The organism is Geodermatophilus sp. CPCC 205761, from assembly GCF_051383655.1.
In the GTDB taxonomy this organism is placed as follows: domain Bacteria; phylum Actinomycetota; class Actinomycetes; order Mycobacteriales; family Geodermatophilaceae; genus Geodermatophilus.
The window spans coordinates 1-20,712 of the sequence record NZ_JALPKQ010000055.1 but is presented as its reverse complement, the minus strand read 5'-3'; the positions used below and the strand labels follow the sequence as shown (position 1 = coordinate 20,712).

17 protein-coding genes are annotated in these 20,712 nt (G+C 73.9%); 2 read left to right on the top strand and 15 right to left on the bottom strand.

Translation table 11 applies throughout. The features are described from left to right. Positions 1-31: 31 nt before the first annotated feature. From MY526_RS23455 to MY526_RS23430, 6 genes are all read right to left on the bottom strand, one after another. Positions 32-1,447 (bottom strand): hypothetical protein, encoded by a 1,416-nt coding sequence (locus tag MY526_RS23455; protein WP_436705186.1) that lies wholly within the window; start codon positions 1,445-1,447, stop codon positions 32-34. Positions 1,448-1,638: 191 nt separating this feature from the next. After that, positions 1,639-2,616 (bottom strand): ABC transporter substrate-binding protein, encoded by a 978-nt coding sequence (locus MY526_RS23450; RefSeq protein ID WP_436695223.1) that lies wholly within the window; start codon positions 2,614-2,616, stop codon positions 1,639-1,641. A gap of 97 nt (positions 2,617-2,713) precedes the next feature. After that, positions 2,714-4,513, bottom strand: coding sequence for an aminodeoxychorismate synthase component I (pabB, locus tag MY526_RS23445; RefSeq protein ID WP_436695222.1), 1,800 nt, complete (start codon positions 4,511-4,513; stop codon positions 2,714-2,716). Then, positions 4,510-5,880 (bottom strand): bifunctional folylpolyglutamate synthase/dihydrofolate synthase, encoded by a 1,371-nt coding sequence (locus tag MY526_RS23440; protein WP_436695221.1) that lies wholly within the window; start codon positions 5,878-5,880, stop codon positions 4,510-4,512. The genes pabB and MY526_RS23440 overlap by 4 nt, the downstream gene beginning before the upstream one ends. Before the next feature lie 19 nt (positions 5,881-5,899). Next, complete coding sequence (gene purU, locus MY526_RS23435) at positions 5,900-6,748, bottom strand: formyltetrahydrofolate deformylase (protein ID WP_436705185.1); 849 nt, start codon at positions 6,746-6,748, stop codon at positions 5,900-5,902. A gap of 10 nt (positions 6,749-6,758) precedes the next feature. Beyond that, complete coding sequence (locus tag MY526_RS23430) at positions 6,759-8,132, bottom strand: L-serine ammonia-lyase (RefSeq protein ID WP_436705184.1); 1,374 nt, start codon at positions 8,130-8,132, stop codon at positions 6,759-6,761. An 82-nt stretch (positions 8,133-8,214) separates the two neighbouring features. On the opposite strand from MY526_RS23430, the gene MY526_RS23425 reads away from it, so the two are divergent. After that, the gene (locus tag MY526_RS23425; protein WP_436695218.1) at positions 8,215-8,940 is read left to right on the top strand and encodes a GntR family transcriptional regulator; all 726 of its coding nucleotides are present in this window, start codon (positions 8,215-8,217) and stop codon (positions 8,938-8,940) included. Between the two features lie 88 nt (positions 8,941-9,028). Here the strand turns inward: MY526_RS23425 and folP are convergent, their stop codons facing one another. From folP to glyA, 9 genes are all read right to left on the bottom strand, one after another. After that, on the bottom strand, positions 9,029-9,910 hold the full coding sequence (gene folP / locus MY526_RS23420) for a dihydropteroate synthase (RefSeq protein WP_436695217.1): 882 nt from the start codon (positions 9,908-9,910) through the stop codon (positions 9,029-9,031). A gap of 84 nt (positions 9,911-9,994) precedes the next feature. Then, positions 9,995-10,834, bottom strand: a complete 840-nt coding sequence (locus MY526_RS23415; protein WP_436705183.1) for a bifunctional 5,10-methylenetetrahydrofolate dehydrogenase/5,10-methenyltetrahydrofolate cyclohydrolase — start codon at positions 10,832-10,834, stop codon at positions 9,995-9,997. Continuing rightward, the gene (locus MY526_RS23410) at positions 10,831-11,451 is read right to left on the bottom strand and encodes a cyclodeaminase/cyclohydrolase family protein (protein WP_436695215.1); all 621 of its coding nucleotides are present in this window, start codon (positions 11,449-11,451) and stop codon (positions 10,831-10,833) included. Before MY526_RS23410 ends, MY526_RS23415 begins: the two co-directional genes overlap by 4 nt. A 43-nt stretch (positions 11,452-11,494) precedes the next feature. Further along, entirely contained in the window at positions 11,495-13,960 is a 2,466-nt protein-coding gene (locus tag MY526_RS23405; protein ID WP_436695214.1) for a GcvT family protein, read from the bottom strand. 49 nt (positions 13,961-14,009) lie between these two features. After that, positions 14,010-14,594: a sarcosine oxidase subunit gamma gene (locus MY526_RS23400; protein WP_436695213.1), complete on the bottom strand. Its 585-nt coding sequence runs from the start codon at positions 14,592-14,594 to the stop codon at positions 14,010-14,012. Beyond that, complete coding sequence (locus MY526_RS23395; RefSeq protein WP_436705182.1) at positions 14,587-17,457, bottom strand: 2Fe-2S iron-sulfur cluster-binding protein; 2,871 nt, start codon at positions 17,455-17,457, stop codon at positions 14,587-14,589. The genes MY526_RS23400 and MY526_RS23395 overlap by 8 nt, the downstream gene beginning before the upstream one ends. Continuing rightward, complete coding sequence (locus MY526_RS23390; protein WP_436695211.1) at positions 17,454-17,732, bottom strand: sarcosine oxidase subunit delta; 279 nt, start codon at positions 17,730-17,732, stop codon at positions 17,454-17,456. Before MY526_RS23390 ends, MY526_RS23395 begins: the two co-directional genes overlap by 4 nt. A gap of 14 nt (positions 17,733-17,746) precedes the next feature. Beyond that, positions 17,747-18,979 (bottom strand): sarcosine oxidase subunit beta family protein, encoded by a 1,233-nt coding sequence (locus MY526_RS23385; RefSeq protein WP_436695210.1) that lies wholly within the window; start codon positions 18,977-18,979, stop codon positions 17,747-17,749. Continuing rightward, positions 18,976-20,295: a serine hydroxymethyltransferase gene (gene glyA / locus MY526_RS23380; protein WP_436695209.1), complete on the bottom strand. Its 1,320-nt coding sequence runs from the start codon at positions 20,293-20,295 to the stop codon at positions 18,976-18,978. Before glyA ends, MY526_RS23385 begins: the two co-directional genes overlap by 4 nt. Positions 20,296-20,482: 187 nt before the next feature. On the opposite strand from glyA, the gene MY526_RS23375 reads away from it, so the two are divergent. Beyond that, positions 20,483-20,712, top strand: a 230-nt coding sequence (locus MY526_RS23375) for an alcohol dehydrogenase catalytic domain-containing protein (RefSeq protein ID WP_436705181.1), incomplete at its 3' end; no start/stop codon positions are given.

Below are 20,712 nucleotides of genomic sequence, written 5' to 3'. Positions count from 1 at the left end.
CGCGCCGTCGGCAGCGGTGTCAGGCGCGACGCTAGCGAGCCCGGCGTCCCGGCTCGCCGAGCCCGCCGACCAGGCGTGGCGGGTCGTACTCCACGAACCTGGCGGTGGTCCCGAGCTCCAGGGCGTCCGCTGCGGCGTTCAGCCGGTCCGGGCGGGCCGCGCCGGCCCACCGGCCGGCCTCGATCCGCCGCTCGAGGGCCTGCAGGGCCGCGACCTGCTCGGCCGGCTGGAACCGGCAGTGCCCGGCGCCCTCGACGTAGGCCTGCCGCAGGAGCCGGTCGTCACCGGCCCGGTCCACCTGCTCGGCGTACCAGTCCTCGTGCTCCACCGGCACGAGCTCGTCGGCCGTGGTGTGGATCGCCAGCTGCGGGACCTCGAGGTCACCGGTCACCATCGAGGTGCGGGTCAGCTCGGCGACGGCGTCCGGATCGGCCTCGATGTCCGCGTCCCGGGTGAGGGTGGCCAGGTCGGCGTCCAGGTCGAGCCCGGCCTCGCGGTAGAGGGCGCGGACCTGCTCGGCGTGCACGCTGCTGTCCAGCAGCTCCCGGTAGTCCACGCCGGCGTTGTAGGCGCTGTTGCCGCCGGCCACGAGCTCGATCTGCTGCCGGCCGGTCACGTACCGCTCCAGGCCGCGGTCCACCAGCGCCTCGAACTGCTCGACCTGCTGGGCCGCGTAGTCGTCCGGCGCCGCCGGTCCCTCGCCCGGGTCACCCTCGGGGTCGTCGACGTACCAGGTGGCCATGTTGAGGAAGGCCGAGGCCAGGGCGATGCGGGCGCGTCCCTCCGCGGTGTCCTGCGCCGCGGTGACCGCGGCGATCAGGTCGGCGGCGGCCTGCGCAGCCTGCTCGGGGCTCTCGTAGCGGACCAGCGGTATCGGCTGCCCCGGGGCCAGCAGGTGCGCCAGGGTGTACACGCCGTCGAGCTGGTAGTTGTTCAGGTTGAGCGCCCCGGCGACGAGTCCGCAGGTGGTCAGCACGCCGTCGAGCTCGCCCCGCGGGTCCTGCGCCTGCAGGGCGCTCACCAGCCCGCCCATGGACCGGCCGAACCCGATGGTCCGCTCCGGCTCGACGCCGAGCAGCTCCTCGAACGCGGCGAGCGCGGCGAACTGGTCGTCGACCGCGGTGGCCAGCGCCCACAACGACGGCCCCGAGTAGGACGACCCCACGAGGGCGTACCCCTGCTCGAGCAGCTCCGCCCGGGTCGGCTCGTCCGGGGCGTCCTGGGCCGTCATGGCCCCGAACCCGTGCGCGAAGACGACGACGGTCCCGTTCCACCGCGCCGGCACGTGCGCCAGCCAGTCCGCGCCGCTGGCGAGGTCCCCCCGGTACTCCCCGGGTGGCACCGCCGGCTCCACCGTCGCCGGATCCGCGACGGCCACCGACGACCCACCACCGATCAACACCACGGCCCCGGCCACCGCGGTCAGCCGACTCCCCCACCTGCGCATGACCCCCCACTCCCTGCCCGGCGAGCCGCCCGGCGCGTCGATGTGACGGAGGTCACCCTGCCACCGGCGTGAGCGGGCCCCGGACCCGGGGCGGGTCGTTCGCCGTCGAGGCCCGCGGGTGGCGCGTTCCCCGGGCGCCGGATCGGCACCCGGGGAACGCCCGGACCGGGTCGACCGCAGAGGCGGCAGGGTCAGTCGACCGGTGCGATCAGCGCCTCCAGGTCGTCGACCGGCTCGTCGATGAACCCGAACTCGATCATCGCCTCCTGGGTCACCTCGGCCCGCTCGGTGCTGGGCGCCCGGTCCTCGAGCCACGCCGGCAGGGTCATGCGCCCAGCCAGCTCCGGGGTGAGCTGGGTGTAGGTCGGCAGGATGTCGATGACCTGCTGCGGATCGGACTCGGCCAGCTCCGCCCCGCGCTCCAGGGCGCGGGCGAACGCCGACGTGACCTCGGGGTTCTCCGCGGAGTACTGCGACGTGGTCATGAAGCCGATGACGGGCATCTCGGCCAGCCGCTCGCTGCAGGTCGACGGTTCGGCGACGACCCGCGCGCCCTGGTCCTCGGCGAGAGTGGTGAACGGCTCGCCGATGAAGGCGGCGGCCACGTTGCCCTGCTGGATCGCCGCCGGCATGTCGGGGAACGGGATCTCTACGAGCTCGTAGTCACCCTCCTCCAGGCCACCGGCGGCCATGCACTCCCGGACCTGCAGCTCGACCAGGCCGGCGAGGGTGTTCACCGCGATCCGCTGGCCCCGCAGGTCGGCCTGGGTCTGGTACGGGGCGTTCCCCGCGACCATGATCCCGTTGACGCCCTCCTTCGGGCCGGTCATCTCCCAGACCATCTGCGCGGGCAGGCCCTGGCTGGCCGCCTGGAGCACCGTGGTCCAGTTCGAGCTGCTGAACTGCAGGTCGCCGGCGACCATGGCCGGGAGGGCGGCGGATCCGCCCGCGACCATCTGGGTCTCGACCTCGAGGCCCTCCTCCTCGAAGTAGCCCTCCTGGATGGCGAGGAAGAGCGGGGCGTTGTCCGGGATCGGGAGGGTGCCGACCAGGATCGACACGGGTTCCTCCGGACTCAGCTGCTGCGTGCTCTCGGTGGTGCCCTCGTCGTCACCGCCCCCGCAGGCGACCAGCAGGGCGGCGGCCATGGCGACCGGGACGCCTCGCATGACAGAACGACTGATTGCCACGTGTTCTCCTTCGGATCGGGGCCAGAGGGATCCTGCGCCCTCAGGTCACCGCGCACACCCCGACGCCGTCGACTCGTTAGCCGATCGGTACCGACACCGCCGGCGGGACGGGTTCCCTCGCCGGCGTCCGGCCGCTCAGCTCCGCGGCACGCCATCCGCGCAGCGAGCTGAGGACCGCGATGCCCTCCGCCCGGTCGAGGTCGGCGACGCGGAGCACCCGCTCCCGCAGCCGGCCCGCCTCGAGCAGCCGCGCCCGCTCGACGCCGGGGAGGCAGCCGGATGCCAGCGGTGGCGTCCACCACCGTCCGTCGAGCCGCAGCGCGAGGGAGGCGCGGGTCGTCTCGGTCACCTCGCCCCTGGTGTTGACCAGGACCACGTCGTCGACGTCGGGCCGCCGCCGGGCGCGCCGGTCGTACGGCTCGCGCATGCTGGTCTTGTGGTACAGCCAGGCCTGCCCCGGGTCGACCGGATCGTCGTCGACCGCGAGCAGCACCGGGCCGGCCGCGGGCGCGGGTAGCGCCTCGACGTCGACGGCGAGCGTCCCGTCGCGCCGGAGGCGGAGCCGCACGCGTGCCGCCGGTTCCCCCGCCGGCCGCGCGCCCACCACGCGGCGCGCCGTCGGCAGGTCGAACCGGAAGCCCAGGTGCTCGGCCGAGGCGGCCAGGCGGTGCAGGTGGCGGTCCCGGTTGCGCAGACCACCCTCCGGCTCGTACCGCATCGTCTCCATCAGCTCGAACTCGCGGGGACGGGCGCGGAGGACGGCCGCCTTGGCGAGCACCTCGTCGTGCTCGGCGGCCGCCTCGGAGCCCCAGGTGATGCCGCCCCCGGTGCCGTACACGGCCTCCCCCGTGGTCCGGTCGACCGCGACGGTGCGGATGGCCACGCTGAAGCGGGCCCGCACCGGTGCGCCCGGTGGCCCCACCAGGCCGATGGCTCCGCAGTAGACGCCACGGGGCTCCGGTTCGACGGACCGGATGATCTCCATGGAGCTGGCCTTGGGCGCTCCCGTGACCGACCCGCACGGGAACAGCGCCCGGAAGAGCTCCACCAGCCCGGTCCCGGGGCTGACGCGGGCCGTGACGTCGGAGGTGAGCTGCAGGACGGTCTCGTACCGCTCGACGGTGAAGAGCCTGGGGACGTCGACGCTGCCGATCTCCGCGACCCGGCCGACGTCGTTGCGCAGGAGGTCGACGATCATGACGTTCTCGGCCCGCTCCTTGGGGCTGGCGCACAGCTGCCGGGCCAGGCGCCGGTCCTCGTCCCGGTGCCGTCCGCGCCGCGCCGTCCCCTTCATGGGGCGGAGCAGCAGGTCGTCCCCGCGGCGCTCGAAGAACAGCTCGGGGCTGGCGCTGGCGACGACGAAGCGACCGAGGTCGAGGTAGGCGTTGTGGGCGCCACGCTGGCCCAGCGCCAGGTCCCGGTACAGGTCGAGGGGGTCCCCCGCCACGAGTCCGGACATCCGCACGGTCAGGTTGCACTGGAACGTGTCGCCGGCGGCGATCCGCTCCCGGATGCGCGCGACGCCGTCGGCGTGGCCGGCCGGCGTCCACGCGGGTCGCCACGCCGCTCCTGCCTGCCCTCCACCCGGCCCGGCCGCCTCGAGCGGGGGCACGGGGACCGGCTCGTCGCAGATGCCGAACCACGCCAGCGGCATCCCCAGCGGCGTGGACCGGTGCACCGCCAGGTGCGGATCCAGCCCGGCGGCGGCCTCGTAGGCGACGTACCCGAACGCCCACCGGCCGGCGTCGGTGGCTCGTTGGACCTCGGCCAGCACGCCGACGACCTCACCGGGGTGCTGGGCCACCAGGACCCGGTCCGGAGCGGGACAGCGGACGGCCGTGCCGGACACCAGGTCGTCGAAGCGGGCCCAGCTCACACCGTCGCCCCGGAGACGGCGCCGAGCAGGTGGAACGAGCCGCTGACCACGACCGGCAGCCCCGCCCCGGCCCGCTCCGCGGCGCGGGCCACCGCGCGCGCCGGGTCCTCCTCCACCACGGCCTCGACCCCGCACTCGCCCGCCGCCGTGGCGACCTGCCCGGCGGGGACGGACGTGTCGGCGCGGTGGTCGCCGCCGTCGGTGCGGAACCGGGTCGCGACGACGACGGAGGCCGCCGGTGCGACCACCCGCAGGGCGGCCGCCAGGTCCTTGTCCTGCTTGAACGCGAGCACCCACGGGAAGCGGGCGCCGGGGTGGACCTCGTGCAGGGTCGCCACCAACGAGGCGAGCTTCATCGGGTTGTGCGCTCCGTCGAGGACGGCGGTCCGGCCGCCGATTCCCCGGCGTTCGAACCGGCCGGGCAGGGTGGCGCTCCGCAGCCCCTGCCGGACGGCGTCGGCAGCCATGGCCCACCCGTCCCGGGCGGCGATCGCCTCGACGGCACGCAGCGCGAGGTGGGCGTTGCCGGCCTGGTGCCGCCCGGTCAGGCCGAGGGGCAGGGGCGGCCCGCCCCGGAGGCGGAGCTCGGTGCCGCCCGGCCCGGTCCGGGCCCGCACCGCCGGCGGACCCTGATCGGCCCACCCGAGGGCGCAGCCGCGGCGGGCCGCCTCGGCGCTCAGCACGTCCTCCACCTCGGCGTCCTGGGGGCGAGCCGCGAGCGCCCGCCCCCCGAACGGCAGGATGCCGGCCTTCTGCGCAGCGATCTCGCCGAGCGTGGCCCCGAGCAGGTCCTGGTGGTCCAGGCCGATCGGCGTGATGACCGCGAGCTTGTCCGCCCGGGAGATCGTGTTGGTGGAGTCGAGCAGGCCCCCGACCCCCGTCTCGACCACCCCGTAGTCGACCCGATCGGCGAACAGCCCGAAGGCGACGGCGTTGGTGACCTCGAAGAACGACGGGCGGCCGTGCCCGGCCCGCTCCACCGCCGCCACGGCCGGCCGGATCCGGGCCAGGGCGGCGTCGACGAGCTCGGCGGGAGCCGGCTCGCCGTCCAGCTGGAAGCGCTCGAGGAGGGTGTAGACGTGCGGCGACAGGTGGACGCCGACCCGGAACCCGTGCGCCCGGAGCAGGCTCGCGACGAAGGTGCTCACCGACCCCTTGCCCGCGGTACCCGCCACGTGCACGGCGCGGAAGCGCTCCTGCGGGTGCCCCAGCTCGCCGAAGAGGGCCCGGGCGCGTCCGAGCCCTCCACCCGCCGGACCCCGCTGCGGCCCGAGCTCCTCGTAGAGGTACCGGCGGACGCGGTCGAGCGCGGCGCGGGACGAGGGTGCGCCGGGAGGCGACAGCAGTCCCGCCGTCCCGGTCGCCATCAGCTCGCCCGCTGCCGGCTCACCGGAAGACGACCGTGCTGTGGCCGTTGAGCAGCACCCGGCGCTCGCTGTGCCAGCGCACGGCCCGGGACAGGGCGAGCGCCTCGGCGTCCTGGCCGACGGTGGCCAGCGCGCGGGGGTCGAAGGTGTGGTCGATGCGGATGACCTCCTGCTCGATGATCGGGCCCTCGTCCAGGTCCGGCGTCACGTAGTGCGCCGTCGCGCCGACCAGCTTCACCCCGCGGTCGAAGGCCTGGTGGTAGGGCTTGGCGCCCTTGAAGCCCGGCAGGAAGGAGTGGTGGATGTTGATCGCCCGGCCGTGCAGGGCGGCGCAGGTCTCGTCGGAGAGCACCTGCATGTAGCGGGCCAGGACGACCAGGTCGGCCCGGAGCTCGTCGACCAGCTCGAGCAGCCGCTCCTCGGCCTGCTGCTTGGTCGCCGGCGTCACGGGCACGTGGTGGAACGGCAACCCGGCCGCCTCGGCCATCGGACGCAGGTCCTCGTGGTTGGAGACCACGGCGACGAGCTCGGCGCCGAGGTTGCCGGCGCGCCAGCGGAAGATGAGGTCGTTGAGGCAGTGGCCCAGCTTGGAGACCATGACCAGCACCCGGGGCGGCTGGTCGCCGCTCACCTGGTAGGTCATGCCGAACTCGTCGGCCACCGTCTGGAACGTCGCCGACAAGCGGTCGGTGCCGGTGTCCTGCGAGCAGACGAACTCGGTCCGCAGGAACAGCTGGCCGCGGACGGCGTCGTCGAACTGCTGGTGCTCGACGATGTCGCAGCCGTGCTCGAACAGGAACGAGCTGACCGCGTGCACGATGCCCGGACGCTCCTGGCAGCTGAGCGTGAGGGTGAAGGGGTGGGACACGGGTGCCTCCTCAGCACTCGACGATGTTGAGCGCCAGCCCGCCACGGGCGGTCTCCTTGTACTTGTCCTTCATGTCCGCGCCGGTCTCGCGCATGGTCTTGATCGCCTTGTCCAGCGGGACGTGGTGGCGGCCGTCGCCGCGGATGGCCATGCGGGCCGCGGTGATGGCCTTGACCGAGCCGACGGCGTTGCGCTCGATGCACGGGATCTGCACCAGTCCCCCGACCGGGTCGCAGGTGAGCCCGAGGTTGTGCTCGATGCCGATCTCGGCGGCGTTCTCGACCTGTTCGGGAGTTCCCCCGATCACCTCGGCCAGGCCGGCGGCGGCCATGGAGCAGGCCGAGCCGACCTCGCCCTGGCAGCCCACCTCCGCGCCGGAGATGGACGCGTTCTCCTTGAACAGCAGCCCGATCGCCGCGGCGGTGAGCAGGAACCGCACCACCCCGTCCTCGGAGAAGGAGCCGACGAAGTCGCGGTAGTAGTGCAGGACGGCCGGCACGATGCCGGCGGCGCCGTTCGTCGGCGCGGTCACCACCCGCCCACCGGCGGCGTTCTCCTCGTTGACCGCAAGGGCGTAGAGGGTCACCCACTCCATCGCACGGAGCGGGTCGGTGTCGTCCGGGTGGTCCTCCAGCTGGGCCCGCAGCGCGGCCGCGCGCCGGCGGACCTTGAGCCCCCCGGGCAGGACGCCGGTGGTCCGGGTCCCCTGCTCCACACACTCCTGCATCGCCGACCAGATGTGCAGCAGCCCGGCGCGGATCTCGGTCTCGGTGCGCCAGGAGAGCTCGTTGGCCAGCATCACGTCGCTGATCCGCAGGCCGGTGTCACGGGTGCGGGCCAGCAGCTCCTCGCCGGTGCTGAACGGGTACCGCACGGGCGTGCTGTCCTCGACGATCACCGGGGTGCCGGCCTCGTCCTCGTCGAGGACGAAGCCGCCGCCCACCGAGTAGTACTCACGGCGGAGGAGCTCCGCCCCATCGGCGTCGACGGCGACGAAGAGCATGCCGTTGCTGTGGAACTCCAGCCGCTTGCGTCGGTGCAGCACGACGTCGTCGTCCACCGAGAACGCGATGGGGTGCTTCCCTCCCAGCCGGAGCTCGCCCTCCCGGCGGATGGCCTCGACCCGAGGCTCGGCCGCGAGGGGGTCGACGAGGTCGGGTTGCTCGCCCTCCAGTCCGAGGACGACGGCCTTGACGCTGCCGTGGCCGTGCCCGGTGGCACCCAGCGAGCCGAACAGCTCGCACCGGACACCGGCCACCCGGTCGAGCAGCCCCTCCACGGTCAGGCGGGAAGCGAAGGTGCAGGCGGCCCGCATGGGGCCCACGGTGTGCGAGCTGGACGGACCGATCCCGATCTTGAAGAGGTCGAAGGCGCTGATGGTCATCCCGTGCCCCCTTTCCGTCGCTGTGTCGAGCACCACCCACGGCTCAGGTACACAGTTGGTATATCAGAAGTACAGTAACCGTATGTCGATCCCTCTGAAGAGGCAAGATCTGTTGGCGGTCAACCTCTACGATCTGCTCGTGACCGTCGCCCCGCTGGACCTCGACCCGTCGGCCGCCACGTCCCTGGCGGACAAGGCCTACGTGGCGATCCGGGACCGGCTGATCATGCTCGACATCCGCCCCGGCGATCCGATCGACGACGACGAGCTGGCCAAGGACCTGGGCGTGGGCCGGACGCCGGTCCGCGAGGCGTTGAAGCGCCTGGAGGGTGACCGGCTCGTGGTCTCCTACCCGCGTCGGGGCACGTTCGCGACGGGCATGGACATCTCCGATCTGGCGCACATCTCCGAGATCCGGGCCATGCTCGAGCCGCTGGCGGCCCGCCGGGCCGCCGAGCGCGCCACCCGGACGATGCACACCGAGCTGGCCGAGCTGGCCACGCACATCGAGCAGCTGGAGGTCGCCCGGGTCGACCGGACCGAGCTGATGCGCTGGGACCTCGCGGTGCACCGGGCCATCTACCGGGCCGCGGGCAATCCCCACCTCGAGGACGTCCTGATCCGCTACGACAACCTGGCGACGCGGATCTTCTGCCTGTTCCTCGACCGGCTGCCCACCGTCGACGCGCACGTCGGGGAGCACGTGGAGCTGCTCCGCGCGATCGCCGCCGGGGACGCCGACCGGGCCGACGACCTCGCCCGCGAGCACGTCCTGGGCTTCGAGCGGACCATCCGCGCGGTGATCTGAGAACGGACCCCTCGCTCACAGCGCCCTTCGGCCCCTCTACAGGGTCCCGCCGCGAGCTCGCGAGCGGTGGGGAGCAGAGGGTCCTTGCTCAGGCCGGGCCGACGGCGTCCAGGATCGCCAGGACGTCCCGCGTCGCCGCGACGTCGTGCACGCGCAGCACGGACGCGCCCCGCTGGGCCGCGACCAGCGCCGCAGCCAGCGAGCCGGGCAGCCGATCCCCGACGGTCCGTCCGGTCAGCCGGCCCAGCACGGACTTGCGGGACAGCCCCACCATGACCGGGACCCCGAGGCCGGTGAACGCGTCGAGCGACGCCAGGAGCGCGACGTTGTGCGCCAGCGTCTTGCCGAACCCGAACCCCGGGTCGATGACCAGGTGCTCCGGGCGGACACCGGCGTCGAGGCAGGCGGCGATGCGCTCGGCGAGGAAGCCGCGCACCTCGGCGACGACGTCCCGGTAGCGCGGGTCCTCCTGCATGGTCTCCGGTGACCGCTGCATGTGCATGAGGCACACCGGGACGCCGAGCTGCGCCGCCGCCGCCAGGCTCCCCGGCCGCTGCAGCGCCCGCACGTCGTTGACCATGCTCGCGCCGGCGGCCACCGCGGCCCGCATGACCTCGGGACGCGAGGTGTCCACCGACAGCGGCACCGGGACCCGGCGGGCCAGGGCCTCGATGACCGGGACGACGCGGTCCAGTTCCTCGGCGAGGGTCGGCGGGCGCGAGCCGGGCCGGGTCGACTCCCCGCCCACGTCGAGGAGGTCGGCTCCCTCCTCCGCCATCCGGCAGCCGTGCTCGACGGCGCGATCGAGGCTGTCGAACAACCCGCCGTCGGAGAAGGAGTCGGGGGTGACGTTGAGGATGCCGCAGACCAGCGGCCGCCTCGTCGCGAGCGCCCGGCCGAGGGCGGGCGCCGCGGCGCCGGGGTCCGCGGGCGGGTGGTGCGCGACGTCGGCCACGGCCGTGCCGGTCATGAGGTGCTCCGATCTGTTCGTCCGGCGGCCCCCTCCCGGGCACCGCCCCGAGCTCGCGAGGGGTGGGGAGGAGGGGGTCCTCTGTCAGCGGCGTGCGGAGTCGACCGTGTGCCGAAGCAGCAGCGCGGTGGTGACCGGGCCGACCCCGCCGGGCACCGGGGTGAGGCCGGCGGCGCGCCCGGAGACCGAGCGGGCGTCGACGTCCCCGACCAGTCCGCCGTCGGGCGCCGGGTTGGTCCCGACGTCGATGACGACCGCGCCCTCGGCGACGTACTCGGCCGTGATGAGCTCCGGTCGCCCGACGGCGGCGACCAGCACGTCCGCCGATCGGGTCACCTCGGCGAGGTCCTTGGTGCGGCTGTGGCAGACGGTCACCGTCGTGTCCCGCTGCAGCAGCAGGAGCGCCGCGGGCTTGCCGACGACGGTCGACCGGCCGACGACGACGGCGGACGCGCCGGACAGCGGGATCCCGTGGTGGTCCAGCAGCGCCAGCACCGCCTCGGCGGTCGCCGGCGCGAAGGCGGGCAGGCCCGCGGCCAGCCGTCCCAGGCTGAGCGGGTTGGCGCCGTCGACGTCCTTGGCCGGGTCGATCGACGCGGCCAGGTCCTCGACGACCGCGTCGGCCGGCAGCGGGGTCTGCAGGATGATCCCGTGCACCGCGGGGTCCGCGCTGAGCGCGGCCAGCTCGGCGCGGATCCGGCCCGGCGTCGCCGTCTCCCCGAGGTCGACGACCGTGCAGGCGATGCCGGTCCGCTCCGCGGCGCGGGCGATGGAGCGGACGTACCAGGCGCTGGACTCGTCCGCCGTCGCGACGACCACGGCCAGCCGGGGCGGCGTCCCGGCCGCGGCCAGCTCCACGGCCGCGGCGGCGACCTCGGCCCGGATGCCGGCGGCCAGCTCGCTCCCGCTCAGCTCGGCGGTCATCGCACCAGTCCGTCCCGGACGGCGGCGGTGACCTTCTCCGCGCGCAGGACGAGGTCGTCGACGGTGTCGACGACCGCCGCGAGCTCTCCCCACACCGCCGGGTCCTTGATGCCGCCGAGGTTGACCTCCACGTTGACCCGGGCCGTGGTGGCCGCGGCTCGGGCCGCCTCCGCGGCGGCGGCGACGTCGCTGATGACGTTGCGGTTGCCGATCGGCAGCAGCTGCTCGGCCAGGGCCAGCACCTGCTCGGCGACGGCGATGACGATCGCCGGCACGGAGGCCGCCGCGACCAGGGCCGTCGAGATCGCCGCCGACCGCGCCGCCACCTCGGCCGGCGTGCCCTTCGGGAGCCCGTACGCCGTCGTCACCGCGGTGAAGGCCGCGGCGTCCTCCTCGGCCAGGCCCAGCGCGTTCTGGCGCAGCCGGTCCGCGGTCGCCGTGACGGTGGTGATCTCCTCGGCGTGATCGGCGAACCGGGCCGAGTCGCTGTACCGGGCGACCATCGCCACGAGGGCAGCGGCCTGGGCCGCGTGCAGTGCGGCGGTGGCCCCTCCTCCCGGGGCGGGCACCCTGGCGGCGAGCTGCGCCAGGAAGGTCTCGATGCTGTCGGTGCGCACGGGCGGCTCCTTCGGGGCGGTGGGGGGCAAGGGGGTCCTCTCCTCAGCCGCGGAGCCGGGTCATCCCCGGGTCGACGAGCGGCTCGGCGGCGACGGTCGCGGCGATCCGGCGGCCGAAGTACTCGATCTCGACGGCCGTGCCGACGGTCGCCGAGGCGGGCAGCCAGGCGTAGGCGATCGGCCGGCCGACGGTGTGCCCGAAGGCCGCGCTGGTCACGTAGCCGGCCGGCCGGCCGTCGACGAAGACCGGCTCGTGCCCGAGGACGACGCTGGTGCCGTCGTCGATCGTGAGGCAGGACAGCCGGCGGCCGACCGTGTCGTCGCTGATCCCGGCGATCGCCTCCTGCCCGACGTAGCCCTCCTTCTGGGCCCGGACCGCGAACCCGAGGCCGGCCTCGTACGGGTTGTGCTCGGTGGTCATGTCGTGGCCCCAGGCTCGGTAGCCCTTCTCCAGCCGGAGGCTGCTGAAGGCGGCGCGGCCCGCGGCGACGATGCCGTGCTCCTGACCGGCGGCCCACAGGACGTCCCACAGCCGCTGGCCGTTGTCGGCGCTGGTGTAGAGCTCCCAGCCCAGCTCACCGACGTAGGACAGCCGCATCGCCGTCACCGGCACTCCCCCGATCCGGGCCCGCTTGGCACGGAAGTACTTGAGCCCGTCGTTGGAGAAGTCGTCGGAGGTGAGCGCCGAGACGACGTCCCGGGCGCGCGGGCCCCACAGGCCGATGCAGCAGGTGCCCCCGGTGACGTCCCGGACCTGGACCGTGCCGTCGTCCGGCGCCTGGCGCTGGAGGTGGTCGAGGTCGAGGGGGCCGTTGGCGCCCACCTGGAACAGCTGCTCGCCCAGCCGGGCCACGGTGAGGTCGCTGCGGATGCCGCCGGCATGGTCGAGGGCGAGCGTGTAGGTGACGGCGCCGATCGACTTGTCCATCTCCCCGGTCGTCAGCCGCTGCAGCAGGGCGAGAGCGCCGGGGCCGCTGACCTCCAGCCGCTTGAGCGGCGTCATGTCGTACACCGCCACGGCGGTGCGGGTCTTCCACGCCTCGACCGCCGCGATGGGCGAGTGGAACTGCGCGCTCCAGGAGTCCCGCGCCGGCGGGATCCACTCCGTCGGCAGGTCGTCGACCAGCGCGGCGTTGGCCTCGTACCAGTGCGGCCGCTCCCAGCCGCCGCCCTCGAGGAAGACCGCGCCGAGCTGCTCCTGCCGCGCGTGGAACGGGCTCACCCGCAGGTTGCGCGGGGACAGCCGTGGCTGCAGCGGGTGCAGCACGTCGTAGATCTCGACGAAGTTCTGCTGCGAGGTCTCGCTGACGTACTCCGGGGCGAGCTGGACGTCCTCGAAGCGGTGTACGTCGCAGCCGTGCAGGTCGATCTCGCTGCGCCCGTCGACCAGCAGCTGGGCCACCGCGCGGGCGACGCCGGCGGAGTGGGTCACCCAGACCGCCTCGGCGATCCAGAACCCGGAGACGTCGGCCGACTCCCCGATCAGCGGGCCGCCGTCCGGCGTGAACGAGAAGACGCCGTTGAAGCCGGAGTCGATCTTCGACGAGCGCAGCGAGGGCAGCAGCAGCTGGCTCTGCTCCCACGGGCCGGCGAAGTCCTCGTCGGTGAAGGGCAGCATCGAGGGCATCGCCGACTCCCGGACGTCGTCGCCCTGGGGCAGCTCGCGCAGGTCGACCGGCATCGGCCGGTGGGCGTAGGACCCGATCCCGAGGCAGTCGCCGCGCTCGCGGTAGTAGAGGTCCTGGTCCTGGTGGCGCAGGATCGGCAGGCTCGCCTCGGTGAGCTCGTCGTTGCGCCCGACCAGCTCCGGCACCTGGCCGGTCCAGACGAACTGGTGGGCCAACGGCAGCAGGGGGACGTCCATCCCCACCATCTCGCCGAGCTCCTGACCCCAGAAGCCGGCGCAGGAGACCACGACATCGGCGGGGACGACGCCGTCCGGGGTCCGGACGCCGGTCACCCGGCCGCCGGCCTGCTCGATGCCGGTCACCCGGGTGGACCCCTGGAAGCGGGCTCCCCGGGCCTCGGCGCGGCGGGCGAGCGCGATGACCGCCCGCGACGCCTTGGCCAGGCCGTCGCTGGGGATGTGCAGCCCGCCGAGGATGCGGTCGCGGTCGACCAGCGGGTGCAGCCGCACGCACTCGTCCACGTCGACGACCTGCGACTCCACGCCCCACGAGGTGGCCCAGCCCTGCTTGCGGTGCAGGTCGGCGAGCCGCTCCGGCGTGGTGGCCACCTCGAGGCCGCCGACCTGGTTGAAGCACCAGGCGCCGTCGACGTCGATGCCCAGGAACTTCTCCACCGTGTAGCTGGCGAACGCCGTCATCGTCTTGGAGGCATTGGTCTGGAAGACCAGGCCCGGGGCGTGCGACGTCGAGCCCCCGGTCAGCGGGAGGGGTCCCTGGTCGAGCACGGTGACGCGGTCCCAGCCACGAGCGGTCAGCTCGTCGGCCAGGTTGGCGCCGACGATCCCCGCTCCGATGATGACCACACGAGGGGTGGTGGACATTGCTCTGCTCCTGACTGCGGGTGGATCCGGGCGTGCCGACGACGGCGCGTCAGCGGGTGGGGGTGGGAGTGAACTCGAGGGCCGCGTCCAGCAGCCAGTCGGCCAGGTAAGCGGCGAAGGACGACCGGACGAGGACGACGTGGTCGTCGCCGGCGTCGGAGAGGGCCAGCAGCACGACGCCCGCCTGGCCGAGCGCGGTCTGCGCGCAGCTCCCGCGGCCGAACACCCGCGGGTGCAGGTCGACCGAGCAGCCCTTGGCGAGGACCTCGCGCACCCTGGCGCCCGTCAGCCGCAGGCCGATCCGCTGGGCGGAGACGTCCGTCGCGGACCCGCCCAGCGGGAGGACCGCGGCGCGGACCCGGGCCTCCAGCTCCTCGGGGGCCTCGGAGGTGCTGGTGAGCAGCCACTCGTCGGGGCCGAGCCAGACGGCCCGCCCCGTGCCGGCCGGCACCCACGTGTTGGGCACCGTCGGCAGCTCGACGCCCAGCGCCGCCGACGCCTCGGGGCCGACCGCGCCGAGCCGGACGTCGGCCATCGCCACGAACGGCTCGACGGCGATGCCGACGGTGTCGGGCAGGCCCGCGAAGGCGCTGCTCCACGCCTCGAGCGGGTGGGTGCGCAGCAGTTCAGCCATCGCGACGGGCTCCTTCGGGGTCGACCAGCACCGACCCGGTGACCTCGACCGGGACGAGGGTGCCGCTGACGGGGACGTGGACGGTGTCGCCGAGGCGGGCGTGGCCGCCCTTGACCAGGGCGAGGGCGAACGGGCGTCCGAGCTCGGCGCTGCGGTAGCTGGAGGTGACGTGCCCGAGCATCGGCACCGGCGGAGGGGGCAGCTGACCGTCGGCGCGGAACTCCACGATCTGCGAGCCCTCCGGCAGCACGGTCCGCCGATCCACCGGCAGCAGCCCGACCAGCTGCTTGCGCAGCGGGTTCTGGTTCTCGGCGCGGGCGAAGGACCGCTTGCCCACGAAGTCGGGCTTCTTCTTGGAGACGGCCCAGGCCATGCCCAGGTCGTGCGGGGAGACGGTGCCGTCGGTGTCCTGCCCGATGATCGGGTAGCCCTTCTCCGCGCGCAGGACGTGCATGGTCTCCGTGCCGTACGGCGTGATGCCGTACGGGCGGCCGGCCTCGAGCAGCCGCTGCCACACCGCGACCGCGTACCAGGGGTTGACGTAGACCTCGTAGGCGAGCTCGCCGGAGAAGCTGATCCGGGCCAGCCGGACCGGCACGCCCTCCAGGGTGGTGTCCCGCCAGGTCATGAACGGGAACGCCTCGTTGGCGACGTCCACGCCGGGGAAGAGGGCGCCGACGACGTCCCGGGACCGCGGACCGACGACCGGGAAGGTGCACCACTGCTCGGTGACCGAGGTGCAGTGCACGCGCAGCTCCGGCCACTCGGTCTGGAGCCACTCCTCCATCCAGTCGAGGATCTTCGCCGCGCCACCGGTGGTGGTCAGGACGAGGAAGCGGTCCTCGGCCAGGCGCAGGACGGTGCCGTCGTCGATGACCATGCCGTCGACGCCGCACATGACGCCGTAGCGGACCGCGCCCACCTTCAGGCTGCTCATCAGGTTGGTGTAGAGCCGGTCGAGCAGGACCGCGGCGTCCGGCCCCTGGACGTCGATCTTGCCGAGGGTGGAGCCGTCGAGGATCCCGACCCCCGTCCGGGCGGCGGCGCACTCTCGCAGGACCGCGGCCTCCATGTCCTCGCCCGGCTGCGGGTAGTAGCGGGGGCGCTTCCACTGGCCGACGTCCTCGAAGACCGCCCCGGCCGCCACGTGCCACTCGTGCAGGGCGGTCACCCGCTCGGGGTCGAACAGCGAGCCGCGGTCGCGACCGGCCAGCGCGGCGAAGGCCACCGGGGTGTACGGCGGGCGGAACGTGGTGGTGCCCGTGTCCTGCACCGGGACGCCGAGGAGCTCGGCGGTGATCCCCGAGGTCAGGACGCCGGAGGTCTTGCCCTGGTCGTGCGCGGTCCCGATGGTCGTGTAGCGCTTGACGTGCTCGATCGAGCGCAGCCCGGCGCCGACCGCCCGGGCGATGTCGGCGACCGTGGCGTCGCGCTGGAGGTCGACGAACTGCGTGGCCCCCTCGGCGCCGGACGTGTCCGGCACCCGCCAGAGCACCAGGGGCGGTGCCGGGGCGACGGGCTCCGGGGCGGCCGGCAGCCGGTCCTCCCCCGCCGGCCGGATCGCCAGGGCCGACAGCACGTCGCGCGCCACCCGCTGCCCGTCGGCCAGGCACCCGGCCAGGTCGAGGACGCCGGCGGCGGAGCCGGCGACCGTCAGGCCGTCGACCTCCTCGCCGGGGAGGAAGGCCCCGAGGGCCTCGTCGTAGCGGAGCCGGCCGCGGGCCTGGCTGAACAGGTGCACCGCGGGGTTCCAGCCGCCGCTGACCAGCAGCAGGTCGCAGGCGACCGCGCTGCTCGCGCCCACCTCCCCGTCGGCGAACGGAGCGACCAGCGCATGGGTGACCCGCTCGACGCCCTGCGTCCCGGTCACGACCGCCCCGGACAGGACGCGGATGCCGGCGTCCTCGCACTCCTGGCGGCGCCGCGGCGAGCCCGCCGGCCGGGCGTCGACCACCGCCTGCACCCGCACGCCGGCGCGGTGCAGGTCGAGGGCGGCGTCGTAGGCGCTGTCGTTGGTGGTGAACACGACCGCGTCGCGGCCGGGCAGCACGCCGTAGCGGTGCAGGAACGTCCGCGCGGCACCGGCGAGCATGATGCCCGGGCGGTCGTTGTCGGCGAACACCACCGGGCGCTCGTGCGCCCCGGTCGCGACGACGATCGACCGTGCCCGGAGGCGCCACACCCGCTGGCGCGAGACGTGCTTGGGGGCCTCGGCGCCGAGGTGGTCGGTGCGCCGCTCCAGGGCGAGGACGAAGCCGTCGTCGTAGCTGCCGAACGCGGTGGTGCGCTGCAGGTGCAGCACCTCCGGGTGGCGGGCCAGTTCCGCGACCGCGTCCGCCACCCAGTCCGGCGCCGGGACGCCGTCGAGCCGGTCGGTGCCCGACAGCAGGGAGCCGCCGGCCTCGGACTGCTCGTCGACCAGGGCGACGCGGGCGCCGGACCGCGCGGCGCTGAGCGCGGCGGCCAGACCCGTGGGGCCCGCGCCCACGACGAGCACGTCGACGTGGTGGTGGACGGCGTCGTAGCGGGCGGAGTCGGGGACGTCGGCCAGCCGGCCCTGCCCCGGCAGGCCGTGGGCGACCAGCCCGTCGTGGAGCTCGACCGTGGTGGCCAGCAGCATCGGCTCGGGGAAGGGCTCCTCGATCTGGACCAGCCCGCCCGGGTCCTCGGCCCACGCCGCGGCGATCCCGCGGGGCCGCCCCAGCTTGATGCTGGTGGCGACCTGGTGCCGGCCCGCGGCGAGGAGGGCGGAGGCCAGGGTGTCCCCGGGGTGACCGGTGTGGGTCTGCCCGTCGAAGGTGAACTGCAGCGTCGTGGCGCGGTCGATACGGCCGCCCGAGGCGGCGCGGAAGGGGGCGCTCATGAGGTCACCGGCTTCGGCTCGTCGAGGCGGTACACGCTCTCGAAGCGGTAGGTGGCGGTGTCGCGGACGGCGTTGAACCAGCGGCGGCAGCCGGCGCTGTGGTTCCAGCGCTCGGCGAAGCGGCCCTTCGGGTTGTCGCGGAAGAAGACGTAGTGGGCCCACTGCTCGTCGGAGAGCGCGGCCGGCTCGGCGGGGTAGGCCACGTGGGCCTGTCCCCCGTAGGAGAACTCGACCTCCTCGCGGGGGCCGCACCACGGGCATGCGATGAGTTGCACGGGGACTCCCTGGGTCAGTGGGCCACGGCGGCGGCGCCGTGCTCGTCGACGAGCGCGCCGGTGACGAAGCGATCGAGGCTGAACGGCGCCACGTCCGGGTGGGGCTCGTCGTGGGCGATGGTGTGCGCCAGGGCCCAGCCGATGCCGGGCGTGGCCTTGAACCCGCCGGTGCCCCAGCCGCAGTTCAGGTAGAGGTTCTCGTAGGGGGTGCGGCCCACGATCGGCGAGGCGTCGGGGCTGACGTCGACGATGCCGCCCCAGGTGCGCAGCAGGTGCGCCCGCGCGAACACCGGGAAGAGCTCGACGGCGGCGGCCATCTGGCGCTCGATGATGTGGAAGGCGCCGCGCTGGCCGTAGCCGTTGTAGGAGTCGACGCCGGCGCCCATGACCAGCTCGCCCTTGTGCGCCTGGGAGACGTACACGTGCACGGCGTTGGACATGACCACCGTGGGGTGCACCGGCTCGAGCAGCTCGGAGACCAGGGCCTGCAGCGGGTGGCTCTGCACCGGCACGCGGATGCCGAGCATGTCGGTGAGGACCGAGGTGTGGCCCGCCGCGCAGAGGGCGACCGTGCCGGCGGCGATGGTGCCGCGGGTGGTCTGCACCCCGGTGACCCGGTTGCCGTCGGTGGCGAACCCGGTGACCTCGCAGTCCTGGATCAGGTCGATGCCGGCCTCGTCGGCGCGTCGGGCGAAGCCCCAGGCCACGTAGTCGTGCTTGGCGATGCCCGCGCGCGGCTGGTACGTCGCCCCCAGGACCGGGTAGCGGATGTCAGCCGACGTGTTGACGACCGGGCAGATCTTGCGGACCTCGTCCGGCTCCACCCACTCCGCGTCGACGCCGTTGAGCTTGTTGGCCTCGACCCGCCGCACGCTGTCGCGGACGTCCTGCAGGGTGTGCGCGAGGTTGAGCACGCCGCGCTGGCTGAACAGGATCGGGTAGCCGAGGTCCTCCTCGAGCCCCTCCCACAGCTTCAGCGAGCGCTCGTAGATCGTCGAGCTCTCGTCCCACAGGTAGTTGGACCGGATGATCGTGGTGTTGCGGGCCATGTTGCCGCCCGCCAGCCACCCCTTCTCCAGGATCGCCACGTTGGTGATGCCGTGGTTCTTGGCGAGGTAGTGCGCGGTGGCCAGGCCGTGGCCGCCGCCGCCGACGATCACCACGTCGTAGGAGCGCTTGGGCTCCGGGTCGCGCCAGAGGAACGCCGGGTGGTCCGGCAGGTCGGCGCCGGGGGTGCGGGGACTCATCGGCCGGCCTCCGTCAGGTCGGGGTAGAGCGGGTGGCGGTCGGCGAGCCGGGTGACCCGCGCGCGGAGTCCGGCGAGCTGCTCGTCGCCGGTCGAGGGGCGGAGCGCGGCGGCGATCACGTCGGCGACCTCGGTGAAGTCGTCGAGGCCGAAGCCGCGGGCGGCCAGCGCCGGGGTGCCGATGCGGACGCCGGAGCTGACCATCGGCGGGCGGGGGTCGAAGGGCACGGCGTTGCGGTTGACGGTGATCCCGATGGAGTGGAGGCGGTCCTCGGCCTGCCGGCCGTCGAGCTCCGACTCCCGCAGGTCCACGAGGACGAGGTGGACGTCGGTGCCGCCGCTGACGACGTCGATCCCCGCCTCGCGGGAGTCGGCGGCCAGCAACCGGTCGGCCAGGATCTGGGCGCCGGCGAGGGTGCGCTCCTGGCGCTCGCGGAAGGCCGGTTCACCGGCCAGCTTGAAGGCCACCGCCTTGGCGGCGATGACGTGCTCGAGCGGCCCGCCCTGCTGGCCGGGGAAGACCGACGAGTTGAACTTCTTCGCGAGGTCCGCGGTGGCCAGGATGACCCCGCCGCGCGGGCCGCCGAGGGTCTTGTGGGTGGTCGAGGTGACCACGTGCGCGTGCGGCACCGGGGACGGGTGCAGCCCGGTGGCGACCAGCCCGGCGAAGTGGGCCATGTCCACCATGAGGTACGCCCCGACCTCGTCGGCGATCCGGCGGAACTCGGCGAAGTCCAGGTGCCGGGGGTAGGCCGACCAGCCGGCCACGATGAGCCTGGGCCGCCGCTCCTTCGCCAGCTGCTCCACCTCGGCCATGTCGACCCGGTGGTCCTCGCGGCCCACGTGGTAGGCGGCGACGTCGTAGAGCTTGCCGGAGAAGTTGAGCCGCATGCCGTGCGTCAGGTGACCGCCGTGCGCCAGGTCGAGACCGAGGATCGTGTCGCCGGGCTCCAGCAGTGCGGACATCGCCGCCGCGTTGGCCTGGGCGCCCGAGTGCGGCTGGACGTTGGCGTACTCGGCGCCGAACAGCGCCTTCAGCCGGTCGATGGCCAGCTGCTCGACGACGTCGACGTGCTCGCAGCCACCGTAGTAGCGCCGGCCGGGATAGCCCTCGGCGTACTTGTTGGTGAGGACCGAACCCTGGGCCTGCATGACCGCGACCGGGGCGAAGTTCTCGCTGGCGATCATCTCCAGCGTGGTCTGCTGCCGGGTCAGCTCGGCCGAGATCGCCTCGAAGACCTCCGGGTCGGTGTCCCCCAGCGATCGGTCGAGCACGCGGTCCGAGCCCCGGAGGGCTCCTTCGAGCTGGACGACCATGCCGCAGTCCCTTCTGTCAGGAGATTGAGCCGAGGACTGGTATATCAGTCGTCTAACACCGTAGGGTGACCGGCAGGCAGGGTCAAGGGGACGGCGGAAGCGATCTCCCGCGGATCTCCACCGCAGTCGGCACCCCTCCCCCGCACCCGCCGCGTCTGCGCACCCCCACGAGAGGAGATCCAGCGTCATGGCCCATGAGGTGAAGGGCGTCGTCGCCCGCAGCAAGGGTGCTCCGGTCACCGTCGAGACGATTCTCGTGCCCGACCCCGGGCCGGGTGAGGCGGTCGTCGACGTCCAGGCGTGCGGCGTCTGCGCGACCGACCTGCACTACCGGGAAGGCAACATCAGCGACGGGTTCCCGTTCCTGCTCGGCCACGAGGCCGCCGGGACCGTCTCCGCGGTCGGCGCCGGCGTCAC